Below are 19,482 nucleotides of genomic sequence, written 5' to 3'. Positions count from 1 at the left end.
TATTATCCTCTTGTTTTTCCACCTGCTACATTATATGTAACACCATGAACATAACTTGCTCTATCACTTGCTACATATGCAACTAAATCTGCAACTTCTGATAGTTTACCATCTCTTCCTAATGGCGTAGTTTTTGTACTTGTATATCCAGCACGAATTTGTTCTACTGTTACACCACGAGTGTAAGCTAACGCTTCCTCATAAGCTAATGTTCTAAGTCCCGTTGCTTCTAATATACCTGGAGCCACACCTACTACTCTAACACCTAATTTACCAAGTTCTTTTGCCCATGAACGTGTTAATGAGTTTACCGCATTCTTACTAGCCGCATAAATACTTTGTCCTTCTGATCCTTCTAATCCAGATTCTGAAGACATATTTACTATTACACCACTTCCTTTAGCAACAAGTATACGCCCAACTTCTTGAGAGAAGATGAATAAACCTTTAACATTTATATCCATAATTTTATCATATATCTCATCACTAAATTCATATTTACCTTCAGGGGCTTTTTTATCTACTAATAAACGCGGGATATTAATTCCTGCATTATTTACAAGAATATCGATTGTTCCAAATCTTTCTACAGTTTTAGCAACAACTTCTTTAACATCACTTCTTTTAGTAACATCACATTTTACATATAATAATTTATTATTATCAGATTCTTTTTCTGTAAGATCACTTACTACAACATTACATCCTTGATTTAAGAATTCATCAACTACCGCTGCACCGATTCCTGATGCTCCACCTGTTACTACTACTGTTTTTCCTTCTAAATTTAACCAACTCATAATTATTTCTCCTTTAGTTTAATTTTTCTATAGTAATTTTTGTATTTATATCAATCTTAGGACAACTTTTATTCTCTACCACAATTGCACCAGGTAATAAACTATCTAAATCTCCTGAAAAATGAACTGTTAGATGTCCTAAGTCTACTAGGTTTTTCTCAGCTACATCACCTACACCAAGAATTTCAAACTCTTCTCCATCTACTTTTAATTTATGACCAACTTCTATAGTTGCATTAGTTGGTACCACATCAATTCCATAACAATAATCTTTTAACATATCCGGTGCATTATCTCCAAAAAGGATAAACATACCATCTCCAAATTCACCTACAAGACTTCCTTTACTTTTTATTGTATTTTCATAAATTATCATACTCATTCTTCCTCTGCTTATATTTTTATTCATTCATTTACGGCCGACTATGTCGTTAATGTAGGAAGCGAAGACCGCTTCCTATAAAATCTTAAGAGTACATTCCAAAACTTGCTAACCAAGCTACGATAACCCTTGGTACCCCAATAATAAATCGTGAGTAAAGTACTGATACTACACCTACTTCTACTGTTTCTGGTTCAGCTTCTGCAAGACCTAAACCAACTGGGATAAAGTCACAAGCACATTGTGTATTGATTGCGAATAATGCAGGTAATGCTAGTTGTGGAGGAATAGTTCCTTTTCCGATTTCAACCCCAATTAAAGTACCGATAATTTGAGCAATTACTGCACCAGGTCCAAGTAACGCTGATAATAATGGAATAGAACATACAAATCCTAAAGCTACTAATCCAAAGATATTCCCTGCTAGAGGAGTTAATAATTTAGCAAACCAGTTACCAAATCCTGATCCTTGGATAACCCCGATTAACATCGCAACGAATGCCATAAATGGTAAAATTGTTGTAATCATTGATTGAACTGCATCTCTTGCAGCTTGGTATAATGTATGAACTACTTTACCAGCACCCATACCGATTTTTTGAATAACAGATGATTTAGCATTTTCTGCTAAACTTTGTGAAACTTTTTTATCTGCACTATATTTAAATTCACGTTTTGGTTCTTCCTGAGTTTTTTCCTCAACTACTACTTCTTCACTACCTTCAGCAGAAGAGATTTGGTCTAATCCTACAGCTGAAACATAGATGTCTTCTTTAATAAATTTAGCAAGTGGTCCACTTGGTCCTACAGGCATAATGTTAACTGTTGGAATTCTTTTTTGTGGATAAATACCGCAACGTAATGTACCACCACAGTCAATGATCGCTAAGAAAATTTCTTCGTCTGGTACTGATGTTTTAAATCCGTTAACCGCAGTAGCACCTGTTAATTTTACGATTTTTTCTACGATTTCAGGTTCAGCTCCACCACCTGTAATATATAAAATTTTATCTTTTCCTGGTTTTGGAGTAACTACTAAAGGTCCACCGAAACCACCGCTACCTTTTTCTATTTTAATTGTTCCGTATGTCATAATTATTTCTCCTAATTTTACGCTTTTAATTCATTACTTAATTCAATTTTTTGTTGTTTCATAACGATTTTTGTTGTGAAATCTGTAACCCATCCTGCAAAGAAGTTCATTACTAACCCTACAAGAAGATATCTAATTGCTAATGGTGTAACATCTAAACCTAATTGAGTAATACCATTTGCAATTCCTAAGTAGATAAAGATCTCACCAACGTTAATGTGTGGGAATACCCCACTGTTTGTATGACAGTGATATGATGCTGATGCATAATAACTTGGTTTCATACGTTCTGGTAAGAATTTACCCATTGATAATGCCATTGGGTTTGCTAACATGAAAGCAGAAACGAATGGTAAAATTCCATAAGCTAAAATTACGTTTTTAGAGCAAACTTTAGCGAATTTTTCTACTCTATGCGGCCCTATAAAAGCAACTAAGGCATTCATAAAAACAAGAAGTAATAATACTTTTGGTACGATTCCTCCTACCCAACTTACGAAAGTTTTAGCACCTTCGTCAAATAAACCTGTAAAGCCTGAAGCTATTTTAACAATATAATCCATATTGTCCTCCTTATAATATTTAATTTAATTTTAATTTTTTTGCTAATTTCCCAAATGGACTTGCTTCCATTTCAACTTGTCCACCTGCAGAAATTGTTTTATAATTAACAACTCCATCAAGTACTGCACTAGTTAAAGATGCTGATAATTTTACCGCTTTACAATCTTCTCTATTTATAGTCCCTACTTTCAGACCATTGAAATATTCAAATTTTTTAAATCTAGCAAGTACCGTTACTCCTTGCATAGCTTCTCCAGTAATAACTTTATCATTTTCATCAATAGCTAGCATAACGATTGCTCCTGCTCGTGCAGCACCTTTTTTTCTTCCTATTACTACTCTACCTATTCGTCTAAGTTTACTATAGCTTCGTTTAAAACTATTTAACTGAACATAAGTTAGAGCATACTGTAAAATAAACGCTAAAATAAAGAGTATTCCTAAAACTATTAAATTCATATGTCCTCCTAATTGCTATCTATATAAATTAGTATTTTTTATAAAGTAATTTACTAATAAGTCATAATTATCTATTTTTGATATATCTGTAATTAATTTTTCATCTTTAATAATTGAAATTAATTCATCGTAGGTTTTAGCTAAAATCAACCCATTTTTTTCTCCTTCAGGTACACACGCCATAAATATTAGTTTTAAGTCTTCATTATCCTTAAATCCTTTTTCACTTACCCCTAGAGCAATTATTAAATCATCTCCTAGTTTATTTATCGTATGTGGGAATGCAACATTTTTTTCAAAAATCATAGACGATTTTTTTTCTCTTTCTCTGATTCTTTCTAAAAACTTATCATCTACCAAATACTGTTTTATTAACTCTTCTATCATAAAATCAATATTATCAGCATATGTTTTTTTGCTATCACATTTGAAAAATGTCTCTTCTCTCATCGAACTTAGCAACACTGATTCCATTCCTCGAATACTAGGATTATTCATTTTATTAACATATTGTAGAAAATTAATTTCTTTTTTCAAGTACATCTTATCTAAAATTTCGTTTTGATAAATAACCGGTGTTTCTGTATCAAACTGTATGTCCTCTGTAGAAATTATAATATTAAATTTACTGTAATCAACTTTTTCAAAAGTGGTGTATGCTGATACTTGTGAATTTACTATTATATTTTCTATTTCATTTACCATAAGTTTTCTATATGCTGGTCCTGAGTTAGTTACTAACAATATTTTTAAATTTTCAGGTTGAACTTTTATTTTTTTCAATAACGTTTCAAAATATATCGCTAGATAACTAATTTCATCTTCTGAAACTATATAATTATACTTATCGTTAATTACTTTACTGGCGGTTTTAGCAATTTTATACGATACTGGATATTGTTCTTTAATTTTTTCTTTCATATTGTTGTTATATCTAACCCCATATTTTAATCGTTCCATTAAGAAGTATATGTGATAGATAAATTCTTCAATAATATCCGAAGTATCAAATTCAAGTCCATACTCGTAAACAACTGTTTCTAAAATTTCCTGAACAAGGTTCGTATATTCTTCAGTATATTTTAGGTTTTCTCTTATTTTATTTATTTTTGTAGGAACTCTCATCGTAGCAAAGCAAATCGCTAAAAATTTGATTTCATCAGTAGATAAGTTTATCTTATATTTATTCTCTATATAATCACTTATCTCTTTAATAAAAGGTTGTGCATAATTATTTAATAATTCTTCATATTGATTCTCTTCAAAATTCAAATAATAACCATTAGCAAATCGATCTAAAGATACTGTTAAGTATCTGAAAAATTCAGCTTTTGCCTGTTTATCAATTTTGTACTTTTCAAATGTTTCATCAAAGAACATATTATCATCTTTATCAAAAATATCTTCTTTATACATATAATTAAATATATTTTCTAAAATAAAAATTCTAATATCTTTTTCTAGTCCAACTACCCTAATACCTGTATTAGGTTTTCCTTTTATAACAAGATTATAACTACTTATAATTTCATTTAATTTCTTTATATCAGAATTTAAAGTTGTTCTGCTAACTATCATTTCAAAAGATAAATCATCTATAAGGGTACTCTCACCCGAAGAAACTAATGTCTTAAATATATATACTAACCTTACCTTACTAGAATCAAAATTAATACTAGCTTCGTATATAGATCTTTTTCTCTTTAAATATTCTTCTAACTTTGTAATAAAGAGACTATAGTTTGAATTCTTATTTTCTATATATGCACAGTCTTCAAATAATTCATTTAAAGATTTTATTTCATTACTAATAGTTTTTGAACTTACCTTTAATACATCTAATAAGTACTGATCTTGAACTAAAAAACTAGATTCTAATATATTTAGTAACCTCAAACTTCTATTATCATAATTAAAAATCTCCATTTGCTTCACCACCTATATTTATTATAATGTTAATGTTTCAAATAATTAATACAGTTATTTTCTTCTAAAAAGAAAAACGCTTTAATCCGCTAGAAAAATAGAATTTACACTGTTTTTATTTTAATTATATTATCCTAATTTCCACACTATCACGTTTGATTATCAAAAAAACATCCCTAAAAATTAGGGATGCTTCCTTCCATTACAGGTTTTCTATAATATTTTTAACCATATTATCTACAGTTAAGCCATTTTCTTCCATTAATTCTTCTACGTTATATCTATCATAGAATTTTTTATTTATTCCGTAGTTTTGAACTTTCAATTCTGTATTCCCTAAATAGCTCGCTACAGTTTGACCATATCCACCTTCTACTATACCGTCTTCAACAGTTACAACCAATTTATGATTATCTTCTAGAGAGTTTAGCAATTCTTTATCCAAACCTGTTAAAAATCGTGGATTTACTAATGTTGCTTCTATGTTATGTTCCAATTTTAATTGTTCAGAAACTTTTTCGGCTAAGTTATAAAAATTACCTACTCCAAATATTGCAACCTGTTCTCCAAATTTTTCTACTTTATTTTTATTTAAAATAGAGTAATCAGTTTCATCTTCTTCCCCAGTTTCTATTACACTTCCCACAGGAACACGTATAGCAACTGGATGCTCATTTTGGTTAATTGCCCACTCTAGCATCGCTAAATGCTCTTCTTTATTAGTAGGAGCTAAGTATACAAAGTTTGGTATATGTGATAGAAATGGAATATCAAAAAATCCTAAGTGACTTTCATCATTCATTGAATTTATCGAAGCACTGTATACTAATACCACCCCTGCTTGATTGTTTAATGCCATATCATGAGAAAGTTGGTCATATGTTCTTTGTAAGAACGTTGATAATACTGCCCACACTGGTTTTGCGCCATTTTTTGCTAGTCCCGTTGTCATCGTTACCGCTTGTTCTTCTGCAATACCGACATCTATAAATTGGCTTCCTATTTGCTCTCTTAGCTTTCTATTAAAAACTATTCCCGGTGTTCCTGCATTAATAACGACCGCTAGTGGATCTTCTTTTAACTTCTTAGTTAAATACTCAGAAGTAATTCCATTGTATGTTGAAGTAACAGCACCTTTTTTAATATACTCCCCTGTCTCTAAGCTAAATGGTCCTCCAGCATGGAATTTTTCATGATTTTCTTCTGCTGGTTTAAACCCTTTCCCTTTTTCTGTATAAATATGTAATACTACTGGGTGATCTATATCTTTTACTTCTTTAAACAATGAAATAAGCTCTTCTAAATTGTTTCCATCTTCTAAATAATGATAGTCATATCCTAAGGCTTTGAAAATATTATTCGTCGCCTGACCTTTAGTCTTACGTAAATTTTCTAATGCAGTATATATACCACCTTTAGGATTTTTAGCAATCGACTGATCATTATCATTTATTATAATTATTGCATTAGTGCCAAGTGTAGCTATTGTATTTAATCCTTCATAAGCCATACCACCAGATAAAGCACCATCTCCGATAATTGCTACAACATTGCTTTTTTCATTCTTCAAATCTCTTGCATGTAAAACCCCACTTGCTAACGATAGTGAAGTTGATGTATGTCCCATAGTAAAAAGATCATGCTCACTTTCTTTTGGATTTGTGTATCCAGAAACATCATCATAATGTTTAGGATCCATAAATGCTTTTTGACGTCCCGTTAGCATTTTGTGAATATAAGTTTGATGCGATACGTCAAAAATTATCTTATCAACTGGTGAATCAAATACATGGTGCAAGGCAACTGTCATTTCTACCATTCCCAAATTTGGTCCACTATGTCCTCCGTGAGAACTAATTTTTTCTAATAATACCGTTCTTGTTTCATCAGCAAGCTTATGCAATTCCTCAATTGTTAATTTTTTAAGATCTTGGGGTCCTGAAATATTTTCTAAAATCATATTTATCCCTCCTACTTCTATCTATTTGTATTAATCTTATTATAACATAAATTAATCTAACCTAAGTATTCGTTTTTATTATAGGTTTATTAATACTTTTTATCACCTTTCTGTAATCATTAATTAATCTCTATCAACAAATATAAATATAATTAGAGATAAAGCATGTAACTTTCTAAATTAATTTCAACACCATTAAAACCCTAACATCTTATTTTATTTAACTTTTTCACTACACCTTCTTAACAAAAGTGAATTTTTTATTTCACTTTTTATTTGAAAAAATTTTATTTTTAGTGTATTATATAAAAACGTAGCAAAGCTACTATAATTTTGAATATAAAAATAAAACATGAGGTTAAATTTATGAAAACAGCTTTTGTGTGCGATTCAGCATTACAAATTAATAAAAATTTTGCAAACAACAATCCAATTACAGTTATTCCAGTAGAAGTTCGTCTTGATGATGAGATTTTTGAGGATAACGTAACTATTACTCCTGATGAATTTTACAAAAGAATACATAGTGGACAAAAACCTAGCACAAGCCAACCTGCTGTAGGTAAAATACTAAGTGTCTATGAAGAACTTAAACAACAAGGTGTTGAGCGTATCGTTGCTTTTAGCGTTTCTTCTAAATTATCAGGAACATATTCTTCTTTTGTACAAGCTAAAGAACTAATTGACGGTATTGAAATCAAAATAATAGATACTCTTCAAATAGCAAGAATGGTAGGAATAGCAATCGAAAAAATTATCAAAGAATTCGAAGATGGAAGTTTAACATTTGAAAATATAGAAAAAAGATACGCAGAACTAGCTTCTCAACATAATGTTCTTGTAACAGTAGAAACTATGGAGTATTTATACGCAGGTGGTAGACTTACGAAAGCTCAATTCGTTTTATCAAACCTACTAAACATTCTTCCTATTATTACTATTAAAGATGGTCTACTTTCTGTTAGTGGTAAACACAGAGGAATAAATAAAGTACTTTCTAAAATGTGTGAAGAAATAAAAGAAAAAAATCCAAAGAACTTATTTGTTCTTTATACAACTGACGAGTTATTAGAAAAAGCAATGTCTTCTATTAAAAAAACTTTTGGAGACATCGAAGTAGAAACAGAAATCGTATCTCCAGTAATCGGTTCTCATGCTGGACCGAAAGCAATCGCAATCGGATATTTAGGATACGATAAATAAAAATTCATATTGAACACAAAAACACCTTAGAATTAGGATTATTACTAATTCTAAGGTGTTTTCTAATTATACTATTTTAAAATTTGTATCTGCTAATGCAGCTTGAAGTTCTTCTTTTGAAGCAGATCCTTCAACCACAATATTTTTGTTTTGGATATTAACCTCAACACTATCAACATTATCTAATTTAGATAATTTTTCTTTAACTGTAGATGCACAACCACCACATTTTACACCTTCAATACTATATTCATTTTTCATGATTAATCCTTCTTTCTTTTTTTTTATTTTATTAATTTAATTTTACTCTTTTTAATCTTAGAGCATTTAGAACTACAGAGATAGAACTAAAACTCATAGCAGCTCCCGCTAACATCGGATTTAACAACGGCCCTCCGAATATGTAGAATACCCCCATCGCGAAAGGAATACCTATAACATTGTAGAAGAAAGCCCAGAATAGATTTTCTTTAATATTTTTTATAGTTTTTTTACTTAATACAATAGCATTAACAACAGAATTTAAGTCAGGTTTCATCAACACTATATCCGCAGCATCAATTGCTACATCTGTTCCTGTTCCTACTGCTATTCCGACTTCTGCTTGTACTAGTGCGGGTGCGTCATTAATACCATCACCAACCATTGCTACTTTTTTACCTTGTGCTTGAAGTTTTTTTATTTCATTTGCTTTATCTTCTGGTAGAACCTCACTCACAACTTTATCTATCGATAATTGTTCTGCAATTACTTGAGCAGTTTTTCTATTGTCACCAGTCAACATAACTACTTCTAAACCTAAGCTATGTAGTTTTTCTACAGTTTTCAAACTACTCTCTTTTATTTGATCAGCAACAGCTATAATTCCAGCAAGTTCTGAATCTACCGCTATGAACAATGGTGTTTTTCCTTCAGAAGCATATTTCTCTGCTTTTTCAACTGAATCTTTAGTGTCAATATTGTTTTCTAACATTAATTTTTCATTTCCGATAAGCATTGACTTACCATCAACCGTTGATGAAATACCTAATCCTGTTAATGAATTAAAATCTTTAACTTCTAATAGCTCTAAGTTTCTATTTTTAGCTTCATCTACTATCGCTAAGCCTAATGGATGTTCTGAAAGATATTCTACACTCGCTGCAAGCTGCAAGAGATTCTCTTCAGATAAATTGTTAAATGTCACTATATTAGTTACTGAAATTTTACCTTCTGTTAGTGTTCCAGTTTTGTCAAAAACAACAGTATCGACTTCTTTAGCTAATTGCAAAGCTTCCGAACTTTTTATTAAAATACCGTGTTCCGCTCCCTTACCAGTACCTACCATTATAGCTGTTGGTGTCGCTAATCCTAAAGCACATGGGCAAGCAATAACAAGTACTGCGATAATAATTTTTAGAGAAAAACTCCAAGATGCATCTCCAACAAAGTACCATAAAATTCCAGCTATTAGTGCTAAAACAATAACAATAGGAACAAATACTCCTGAAATTTTATCAGCAAGTTTTGCAATCGGAGCTTTAGAATTTTGAGCATCTTCAACAAGTTTAATAATCTGTGATAAAGTAGTGTCTTTACCCACTTTAGTAACTTTCATTTTAAAAACACCTGTTTTATTAATACTAGCTCCGACAACTTTACTATTTATTTCTTTTTCTACTGGGATACTTTCCCCTGTTAACATCGATTCATCTACAGTCGAACGACCTTCAATCACTACTCCATCAAGAGGTACTTTTTCACCAGGACGAACAAGTAGTATATTACCTGTAGATATTTCATCTACTGCTACAACATGTTCTTCACCATCTATAATTAAATTAGCAGTTTTTGGTACCAATCCGACCAACTTACTAATAGCATTTGTAGTACGACTTTTCGATACTCCTTCAAAGTATTTACCTAGTGTAATCAATGTTAAGATTACCGCTGCAGATTCATAGTACAAATTCATAGCTGCATGTTCATCACCTAAATATACCAATACGGTTGAATAAACACTATATAAGAATGCCGCCCCTGCTCCTAACGCTACTAAAGAATCCATATTAGGTTTTCTTCTAAAAATAGCTCTAATTCCTACACTAAAGAATTTTCTACCAAAATATAAAACAGGTAACACCAGAATAAACTGTACAGTTGAAAATAATTTTGTATTTCCCATCGGGCTTAAACTTTCCAACATAGGTAATCCCACCATCTCAGCCATCGCTATATACAACACAGGCACTGTAAATATAGCTGAATAAATAAATCTTTCCCAAATACCATCAATTTCTTGTTGTTTTTTCTCAGCTTGATCATCAACCAAATCATCTATTTCTAATCTTGCTTTATAGCCCGCTTCTTCTACTTTTCTCTCAATCTCAGCTACACTTAATTTTTCTTTATCGAATTTTACTACCATCTTCTCTGTAGCGAAATTTACAATGGCTTTTTCTGTTCCATCTAAAGATGAAATCGTATCTTCTATATTTTTCGCGCACGTTGCACAACTCATTCCTTCTAATATGAAAGTTCTCTCTTCAATACTAGAAACATAAGTAAGCTTATACCCCAATTTTTCTACAATCTTTTCTACTTTAGTTCTATCTATTCCTTCTCCTCTAGAAAGAGTAAGCTTACTTGTTGCAAAGTTTACATTGACATCTGATAAATTATCAACTTGTTTTAAACTCTCTTCAATATGTGCTGCACAAGAAGCACAGCTCATCCCTTCAATTAAATATGTTTCATTTTTTACCATATATTAATCACACCTATCTTTTAAATATTTTTTGTCTACAATTGTAATCTTAGTTATAAATTAAGTATACTACCATCTAAAATTATAGTCAACAATATTTTAAATAATCAATAACAGCTATCATTATGATATAGAAAAACGCTCTTATAAAGGGTTTCTCAGCTGATTTTCTAGGATTTAATTTGAAATTTAAAGCTATAGATTAATTAAAATCTACAGCTTTAAAACTTATTTATTTTTTACTTTCTAATTTTTCGTTCATCTGTCGACGAAGTTTAGAGAAATCTTCTTTGACTACTACAGTATCAGCGATAAAATCATGAAGTCCTTTTCTCTTATTAGTAAAAGCAACTGCTATATACGGGATATACGCCAAAAATATTGTTAGTAATCTACCAATCAATTCGCGATAAACCACATCAGCAAGACTCAGCTTATCACCTTTATTAGTTTCTACTTTTACCTTCATAATCATCTTACCTAAAGTTTGAGAAAAGAAGTAAGTCATCGCTATAAAATAAGTAAACATAACGATAACATAACTAAGAGATTCTTCTCCTAAAATCGGAAAATCTAATCGCTTATTCAAAAGTCCAAAACTAAAGGTATTTAATAAACTAGCTATAGCGTAAATAACAATCATATCGATTAAATATGCAACAAATCTAACCCAAAAACCTGCATAGAAATTTTTCGAAAGTTTTATATAATCTTCCATTGTTGTTGGCAACGAAAGGTCTTTTTCTTTTTTATCAACTTTTTCTTCCGTTACTTTAGTATCTTCGTTCTCAATAGTAGATTGTTCATTTTTTATCGTATCAGTCGTTACCGCTTCTGAAGTTTCATTTAGAAGAGGATCATTTGAAGGTTTATTATTATTTAATTCATTATTCATGTAAAAACCTCCTTATCCTAAGTAACTACGTTCTACTTTATTTGAATTCACTTCACTATTTAATTCAGAGATAAAACTTTTTGTTGTAGCTTTAACAAATCTAGAAATTAAACTTTCTGCAGTTTTATCAGCTCTTAATTCAATTACAGTTGGATTAGATAATCCTTTTTCTTCTTTTATTAAATCAATAAGCTCATCTTCCGTACCAATTTTATCAGCTAGTTTGTTCGCTACTGCTTGAGTTCCAGTATAAGTTCTTCCATCAGCAAGTTTCTTAACTTCATCTTCACTTAAGTGTCTACCTTCAGCTATAGCTTTTACAAATCTTTCATATGCTTCTTTATTTTGTTCTTGTAAGATTTTTCTAGTTGATTCTGGTAAGTCTTCAGTTAGACCACCTACTGCTTTTTGATCACCTGAACGAACTGTTTCTTGTTTAATTCCGTGATCATTTAAGAATTTTTGTGCAGATACATAACTCATAATTACCCCTAAAGATCCAGTAGTTGTTTCAGTATTCACAAAGATTTTCTTAGCTGGCGTAGATACATAATATCCACCCGAAGCAGCTGTTTTCTTCATTGAAACATAAACATCTTTACCACTATTTTTTAATGCGTTATATAATTCAGCAGTTTCATAAACTCCTCCACCAGGAGAATTTACTGATAGTAATATCGCTTTTACATTCGGATTACCTTTTGCCTCTTTAATTTGATTCAATACAGATCCTCGTGAATAAGTATTCGTCATTTCAGAATTAATTTCACCTTCAATAGAAATCTTTTGAATTACTTGGCTACTATCTCCTTTTTTAAGGGTTAATTTAGTAATACTTTGTTCCTGTAAAAACTCTGTTAAATAGCCATTTAATTCTGACTCATCTTTTTTATTATTATTATTATTGCTTGATGATATAGTTCCTTTAATCAGCGAAAATACCACCAATACTACGACAATAACAGTTGATATCAACCTTTTATTTTTAAAATTCATATTTTGTCCTCCAAAACTTTATTATAATATTTTTTTTGTAAAAGGCCAAAGACAAACAACACTTTCGCTATCTGCCCCTAGCCTATTATTATGAACTCTTAACTATATTTTCAAAACCTTTTTGCAGGTCTACATTAGCAGTTCTTCTAAAGTAAACATACTTCTTAGAATTTCCTTGATTTTGTTCAGTTATTAACACGATAGGTTCACCATTTAAAATAGTGAAATAATATAAGTGAGCAACTGAATTCACAGGTTTATCAATATCTGAAAATACAGCAACTATATTATACACATCTTTATAATTTCCTTCTGGTGACCACTTCATATTTATTAGTTTATCTCCTTCAAGAACTAAACGTGCGTCTCCTGCCATTTCTGTTTCAGTAGGAAGTTTTAATCCATGGAAGTTCACTTGGTTACTCGGTGTATACTCTTTATAACTTTGGTTTAAAGATTTTTCCCAACTTTTCACAAATCGATAAAGTTTATCACCTTTGTTTTTATTCCAATAAGCTGTACTTGTAGTTTTAACTTCTTCTTTTTTCTCTGTTTTTTCTTCAGATAATCCAGTAACAGTTAGAGTACGTTTAAATGTTCCGCTAACTTTCAGACCTTTTTTCTGAGCTTCATCTTTATTAAGAGTAATCTCTACATCTACTTTACTTCCATTTTCTAGGTTTTCTGTAGGAGTATATTTAATCTCAGGTTTTTTCAAGAATTTCTTGATGTTATCATCTGCATCTTTTACTTCTGGAATTTCTACTATATCAACATTTACCTTACCTTGTCTATTAGTACCGTATGCAGCTAATTCAACCTTATATTGATCTAGGTGAACTACCTTATCATCTTTCTTGTAGAATTTAAAATAATAAACTCCCGCAGCAATAACACATATTAAAAGAAATGCAACTATAAATCCAAGTTTCGATGACTTCTTCTTAGGTTTCTCTTTTTTAGTTTCCTTGTTTTGTTCATCAGTATTTTCTTGATTTACATTAGAATAATTATCATTTCCTTGGAAATTATTATTAGCAAACTGATCATATTGACCATTTACTCCTTGTTCAAAATTAGTTTGATCATTCTCAATATAATTACCATCTTGGTCGTAATAACCATTTGTCATAAAGAATCCATTTTGATCATAATAACCCGCAGGTGCAAATTCATTATTATTTTGATTATTTCCATCATTTTGAATAAAATTACCATTTTGATCGTAATAACCATTTGAAATGTAGTTTCCATTTGGATCATAGTAGCCATTCGGAATAAAGTTTCCATCTTGATTATAATAACCGTTTGATATATAGTTCCCATTCTCGTCATAATATCCATAAGGAATAAAGTTTCCATTTTGATCATAATAACCATTTAAATCATTATTAAATTCATTGTTTTGAGAATTAGTATCTCTATTCGTCATTACTTTCCCTCCCTATTCAGCATAAGTTTTCGATACGAATTTATTATATCGTTTCATAAATGCAAGTTCTGCAGTACCTGTTTGTCCATGCCTATTTTTAGCAATAATTACTTCAATAGTTGAAACATCACTTGTTTCTTGGGGTTCATTTTCATCGGCATCTTCACTTCTATAATAATCCCCACGATATAAGAATGAAACTATATCAGCATCTTGCTCAATACTTCCAGATTCCCTAAGGTCACTCATCATAGGACGTTTATCTTGTCTAGACTCAACACTACGAGATAGCTGAGATAAAGCAATAACTGGACATTCTAGTTCCCTTGCCATCTGTTTTAAACTACGAGAAATCTCAGATACCTCTTGTTGCCTATTATCAGTTCTCTTACTTCCTTGAAGAAGTTGAAGATAATCGATAACAACAAGATCTAGACCATGTTCTGCTTTTAATAACTTACATTTTGCTCTTACTTCATTTACTTTGATAAAAGCACTATCTTCAATAAAGACATTTTTTTGATTTAAGAAATGAACCGCTGTTTCAAGTTTCATTAGATCATCATTATCTAAATCACCTTTTTTAATTTTTTCAGAATCTATCATTCCTTCACTACAAATCATCCTAGAGACAAGTTGGTCTGCTCCCATCTCTAATGAGAATAGTGCAACTGTTCTCTTCTCTTCTTCTGAACGAGGATTTTTCCCAGCGATATTAAGTGCGATATTAAGCGCAAATGCTGTTTTCCCCATCGCAGGACGAGCTGCAAGGATAATTAAATCCCCTTTACCAAAGCCTACAAGTTTGTCTAATGCTCCATATCCTGTAGGTACAGCAACATTCTGACCTTCTCCAGCCATACGAGCTAAGATTTCTTTAAAAACTTCATCAGTAACATCTTTCATATTTTTAAACTGAGATGTTTTCGCTCGTTCCATCGCACGTTCAACTTGATCGAATAATGTAGCAGTTAAAGAGTCTATGTCAGCATTACCTTGATTCATCTCTTCAGTACTATTTAAAAGTGCCGCTCGAATTTCTCTATATATCGAATATCTTTTTACTAAGTTCGCATAGTGCATAATATTACGAGAACTTGGAGTAATATCATACAAGTCCACTATATATAATGAGGCATCCACTGTTCTGAATGCCCCACTATTATTTATTTCTTCAAAAATCGTAGTGGTGTCAGGTATTATCTCCATTTCATCTAAACGTAAAATAGCACTATAAATATCTTTATTTCGTTCATCATAAAAGTCTTCCGGATCAACCGTTGCTTTGACTTCTATTAATTTCTCTGGCTCTTGCATCAGAGCCCCTAATAACGATTGTTCTGCCATTACAACAGAATCTATGTGATATTTCATATTGTCACCTTCAAATTCTTTATTATTGCTCCACCACGTGAACTTTAATAGTTCCTTCTACTTGGTTGTGTAGTTTGATTTTTACATTTGTATATCCTAAAGATTGGATACCGTGTGGTAAGTCGATTTTTTTCTTATCAACTTTAAGGTCATGTTGTTTCTTAAGTTCTTCAACAATTTGTTTAGAAGATACTGATCCGAATAATCTTCCACCTTCTCCAGATTTAACTTTAATTGTCACTTCAAGACCTTCTAATTGTTTCGCAAGTAAGTTAGCTTGAACTAATTCTTCTTGTTTATCTTTTTCAACACGTTTTTGTTGTCCTTTAAGTGTTGCCATATTAGCATTAGTTGCTGCTACAGCTTTTTTATTTGTTATTAAGAATTTTGCATATCCATCTGCAATTTCCTTAACATCTCCTTTTTTACCTTTTCCTTTAACGTCTTCTAAAAATATAACTTTCATTACAATTTCTCCTTTTATCTATGTTTTTATTTTATGATAATATTTTATCGATGGCATCATTTAGTCGTTCTAAAGCTTCGTCTAAATTAATTCCCTCTATTTGAGTTGCTGCGTTGGCAAGATGACCTCCACCACCAAGCTCCTCCATAATTAATTGAACATTTATATTACCTAATGATCTTGCTGAAATTCCAACTTTACCTTCTTCTAAATATCCTATAGCAAAACTACATTCAATTCCTTTAAGAGTTAGCAGTAAGTCTGCACTTTGAGCAAGCATTACATTAGTATAATATTTATCTTCAGGGGCTTTTGCCATTATTATCTCCGGTGTTTTTTGGATAGAATTATTAATAATTTCTACCCTATTCATAAAGTTCTCAAACGGTTCTTTTAGAATTGTTTTTACTCTCGTTGGATCAGCTCCATTACTTCGTAAATAAGCAGCTGCATCAAACGTTCTAGAACCAGTTCTTATTGAGAAGTTTTGAGTATCTACCACTATTCCACCAAGCATAATCGTTGCTGCAATAGGAGTGATTTTTTCTATCTTAGTTTGATACTCTATTAATTCTGCGATTAATTCCGATGCAGATGATGCATAAGGTTCAATGTAAGTTAACAACGGATTAGTAATTATATCCTCACCGCGTCTATGGTGATCAATAATAACTTTTCTATTAGCCTTAGATAATATCGCAGCATCAATAACACGTGATGCATCAGAAGTATCTACAACGATTAATGTTGTTTGAGGAGTCATAAGTTCCCAAGCTTCATCACTATCGACAAACACTTTTGACAATTGTTCATCAGAATTATCAATTTCAAACATTACTTTTTGAATTGTTTCATCTCTGTCACTATCATTTAAAATAATGTAACATTCTTTACCTACTATTTTAGAAAATGTGTAAATCCCTACACAAGCTCCAACAGCATCGAAGTCAGGTCGTTTATGTCCCATTACGATTATTTTATCACTATCACTTACAATATCGGCTAACGCATTAGATACAACACGTGCCTTAATTCTAGTACGTTTTTCTTGTGGATTTGTTTTACCGCCATAAAATCTAATCGTACCATCAACATCTTTCATAGCAACCTGGTCTCCACCACGCCCTAAAGCTAAATCAAGTGAACTCTTCGCAAGTTCTCCTAATTCTGGCAAGAAGTCAGTTCCCATACCTACACCTATACTTAAAGTAATAGGTGCATCGAATTCTTCTTTTAGATTTCTAATAGTATCTAAAATCTGGAATTTTTCTTTTTCTATTTTCTTTAAATCTTTGACATTTAAAAGTCCAATAAATCTATCGTCATCGATTCTTTTTAGATAAATACTATTTTTCTTAGCCCAATCTGTTAAAGTAACAACTACAGTAGCATCTAATCTACTCGCTACTTCATCTTCTAACGAATCATAAACATCTTCATAATTATCAAGACTTAGATTAAGAATAATAGGCCTTGTATCTCTAAATCTCTGCATAACAACTTTACTTTCTGTAATATCAAAGAAGTAAATATAACCACTATCTTTTTGATAGTTAACTTTATAAAATTTACCAAAGATTTCAAACTGATTATCTACCGGAGTTTCCAGTTCAAATAACTCTGAAATTTCCGGCATAAGTTCTAAGATATTTAGACCTTTTATCTCTTCAACTTTTATATTTTTATAGATAAAGTTATTAGCCCATTCAATATTCTTATTTTCATCTATTACAATTATACCAATAGGAAACTTATTAATTCCTTTTTCTGATGAATCTTTTATTCTATTAGTTAATTTACTAATATACCTTTCCATCTGTTCTACAGCTTTTTTCTTCTGAAGAATATAGAATACGAAGATTAAAAGACCTATTAATAAATAAATAACTAAACTAAAAATATCAAATATTCCGCAAAGTATTGCTCCTATTAGAAAAATAGTTGAAATTATCAATTCATATTTTCTTTTTCCATTCATATCTATTCCCCCTTCTTCATAATGATATAACCTTCTCTTAATTTGAATATACTATCTATAAATCCAAGTAATTCAAAAATTGGACTGAAGATTAACATTAAAACAAATGCGATTGGTTTTGCTATAGTGACCTTATTCTTAGTTTTTTGTTCGATAAAGAAATATGCTGTAAACAAACCATTTAGAATAAATGCTAATGCTAGTACACCTGATATATTTTGGAACAATATATTCCAGAAACTATATTTATTTTCATCTAATCCCATCTCAAATAACAATGTAATTAAAGAAACTCCGATGTAAATATAGCCACTTTTCGGGCTTAATGTTACGCGACTAAATCTCGGAAAAGCTGGAATAATCACATATTCTCTAGCCAATAAAGAAAGTGTATATTGTACCATTAATAAACTATATACAAACAACATTATGAATAAAGTTACTGGAAATGTTCTTTGCATGCTTGAGAAACTCTCCAAAACTAAATTTTTATCTACATTTTGATTCATCTCTACCATTGAATTTACATAGTTATTAATAAACTCCAAAATTTGTTTACTATCTATAGTTATATTACCTAATCTTATAGATAAAAATACATATATAGCAATTCCTAAAAATAATACTGTCGCTATTGCTACCACTAAAAATAACTTTGATAAACGTAAATCTATAGTTTTATATATTATATATGCAACAACCATGTGAATCCCAAACCAAAACATCATTATTGGAGATCCTAACAGTGCTAATATTATCCCCCCTGAAACAATCAACGGAAGATACAATTTTAATCCTTTAGCTCCAAGTACGTATGTAAGAGGAAACACAGAAAGAAATGCTGCAACAATTTCGATATTTAGTAATGTTCCTAATAATATTAATAATATATATCCAACTGAATATGCAAATATTTTTAAATTACTAGGTTCTTTAAAGAAAAATCTATTTAACATTGCTTTTGCAATTTCTTTTGTCAATAAATCTGAAATGTTATTATCCAAATTAACACTCCTTTTTCGTTTTTATAATACCCTTAAAAGCAACTCTAACTATATAGGTATCTTTATTATTATATCAAATTTCCCAGTTTTTTTAAAGGAAAATAAAAATATTAGAACTATTGGCTAGAAAATGTTCTAGACTCATATATATTTAATTATAAGTATTATAGATATTATTATTCACTGAATTCCTTTATTAGTTTT

17 protein-coding genes are annotated in these 19,482 nt (G+C 30.6%); 1 reads left to right on the top strand and 16 read right to left on the bottom strand.

Features of this window, described 5'->3' with window-relative positions; genetic code table 11:
* Nucleotides 1-2 precede the first annotated feature (2 nt).
* From FOC48_RS00545 to FOC48_RS00515, 7 genes are all read right to left on the bottom strand, one after another.
* Nucleotides 3-800, bottom strand: coding sequence for an SDR family oxidoreductase (locus tag FOC48_RS00545; protein ID WP_003147947.1), 798 nt, complete (start codon nt 798-800; stop codon nt 3-5).
* Between the two features lie 13 nt (nt 801-813).
* Nucleotides 814-1,176, bottom strand: a complete 363-nt coding sequence (locus tag FOC48_RS00540; RefSeq protein WP_003147948.1) for a PTS glucitol/sorbitol transporter subunit IIA — start codon at nt 1,174-1,176, stop codon at nt 814-816.
* Nucleotides 1,177-1,267: 91 nt separating this feature from the next.
* Nucleotides 1,268-2,275, bottom strand: coding sequence for a PTS glucitol/sorbitol transporter subunit IIB (gene srlE, locus FOC48_RS00535; RefSeq protein WP_003147949.1), 1,008 nt, complete (start codon nt 2,273-2,275; stop codon nt 1,268-1,270).
* A 17-nt stretch (nt 2,276-2,292) separates the two neighbouring features.
* A complete protein-coding gene (gene srlA / locus FOC48_RS00530) occupies nt 2,293-2,838 on the bottom strand; it encodes a PTS glucitol/sorbitol transporter subunit IIC (RefSeq protein ID WP_003147950.1) in 546 nt (181 codons plus the stop codon).
* A 19-nt stretch (nt 2,839-2,857) separates the two neighbouring features.
* Nucleotides 2,858-3,298: a transcriptional regulator GutM gene (locus tag FOC48_RS00525; RefSeq protein ID WP_003147951.1), complete on the bottom strand. Its 441-nt coding sequence runs from the start codon at nt 3,296-3,298 to the stop codon at nt 2,858-2,860.
* A 15-nt stretch (nt 3,299-3,313) separates the two neighbouring features.
* The gene (locus FOC48_RS00520) at nt 3,314-5,224 is read right to left on the bottom strand and encodes a BglG family transcription antiterminator (RefSeq protein ID WP_003147953.1); all 1,911 of its coding nucleotides are present in this window, start codon (nt 5,222-5,224) and stop codon (nt 3,314-3,316) included.
* Between the two features lie 202 nt (nt 5,225-5,426).
* Nucleotides 5,427-7,184: a 1-deoxy-D-xylulose-5-phosphate synthase gene (locus FOC48_RS00515; RefSeq protein WP_003147955.1), complete on the bottom strand. Its 1,758-nt coding sequence runs from the start codon at nt 7,182-7,184 to the stop codon at nt 5,427-5,429.
* Nucleotides 7,185-7,550: 366 nt separating this feature from the next.
* Between FOC48_RS00515 and FOC48_RS00510 the strand changes: the two genes are divergently transcribed.
* On the top strand, nt 7,551-8,387 hold the full coding sequence (locus FOC48_RS00510) for a DegV family protein (protein ID WP_003147956.1): 837 nt from the start codon (nt 7,551-7,553) through the stop codon (nt 8,385-8,387).
* Between the two features lie 66 nt (nt 8,388-8,453).
* On the opposite strand, the gene FOC48_RS00505 is transcribed toward FOC48_RS00510, so the two are convergent.
* The 9 genes from FOC48_RS00505 to FOC48_RS00465 form a co-directional block, all read right to left on the bottom strand.
* A complete protein-coding gene (locus FOC48_RS00505; RefSeq protein ID WP_003147957.1) occupies nt 8,454-8,648 on the bottom strand; it encodes a heavy-metal-associated domain-containing protein in 195 nt (64 codons plus the stop codon).
* Nucleotides 8,649-8,679: 31 nt separating this feature from the next.
* Nucleotides 8,680-11,133 carry a heavy metal translocating P-type ATPase gene (locus FOC48_RS00500; protein WP_003147958.1) on the bottom strand — a complete coding sequence of 818 codons (2,454 nt, stop codon included), beginning with the start codon at nt 11,131-11,133 and terminating at the stop codon, nt 8,680-8,682.
* Nucleotides 11,134-11,365: 232 nt separating this feature from the next.
* Nucleotides 11,366-12,028: an RDD family protein gene (locus tag FOC48_RS00495; RefSeq protein WP_003147959.1), complete on the bottom strand. Its 663-nt coding sequence runs from the start codon at nt 12,026-12,028 to the stop codon at nt 11,366-11,368.
* Nucleotides 12,029-12,040: 12 nt separating this feature from the next.
* Nucleotides 12,041-13,024: a signal peptide peptidase SppA gene (gene sppA / locus FOC48_RS00490; protein ID WP_003147960.1), complete on the bottom strand. Its 984-nt coding sequence runs from the start codon at nt 13,022-13,024 to the stop codon at nt 12,041-12,043.
* Between the two features lie 88 nt (nt 13,025-13,112).
* Nucleotides 13,113-14,456, bottom strand: coding sequence for a DUF4767 domain-containing protein (locus FOC48_RS00485; RefSeq protein WP_003147961.1), 1,344 nt, complete (start codon nt 14,454-14,456; stop codon nt 13,113-13,115).
* A 12-nt stretch (nt 14,457-14,468) separates the two neighbouring features.
* Nucleotides 14,469-15,830, bottom strand: a complete 1,362-nt coding sequence (gene dnaB, locus FOC48_RS00480; RefSeq protein WP_003147962.1) for a replicative DNA helicase — start codon at nt 15,828-15,830, stop codon at nt 14,469-14,471.
* A 22-nt stretch (nt 15,831-15,852) separates the two neighbouring features.
* Nucleotides 15,853-16,296 (bottom strand): 50S ribosomal protein L9, encoded by a 444-nt coding sequence (gene rplI / locus FOC48_RS00475; protein WP_003147963.1) that lies wholly within the window; start codon nt 16,294-16,296, stop codon nt 15,853-15,855.
* 31 nt (nt 16,297-16,327) lie between these two features.
* The gene (locus FOC48_RS00470) at nt 16,328-18,274 is read right to left on the bottom strand and encodes a DHH family phosphoesterase (RefSeq protein WP_003147964.1); all 1,947 of its coding nucleotides are present in this window, start codon (nt 18,272-18,274) and stop codon (nt 16,328-16,330) included.
* A gap of 2 nt (nt 18,275-18,276) precedes the next feature.
* Nucleotides 18,277-19,278, bottom strand: coding sequence for a DUF2232 domain-containing protein (locus FOC48_RS00465; protein ID WP_003147965.1), 1,002 nt, complete (start codon nt 19,276-19,278; stop codon nt 18,277-18,279).
* Nucleotides 19,279-19,482 lie beyond the last annotated feature (204 nt).

The sequence above is a fragment of the Gemella haemolysans genome (genome assembly GCF_012273215.1).
GTDB classification, from domain to species: Bacteria; Bacillota; Bacilli; order Staphylococcales; family Gemellaceae; genus Gemella; species Gemella haemolysans_A.
Note: the sequence above shows the minus strand (reverse complement) of the source record. Positions and strands in the feature narration are given on the sequence as shown.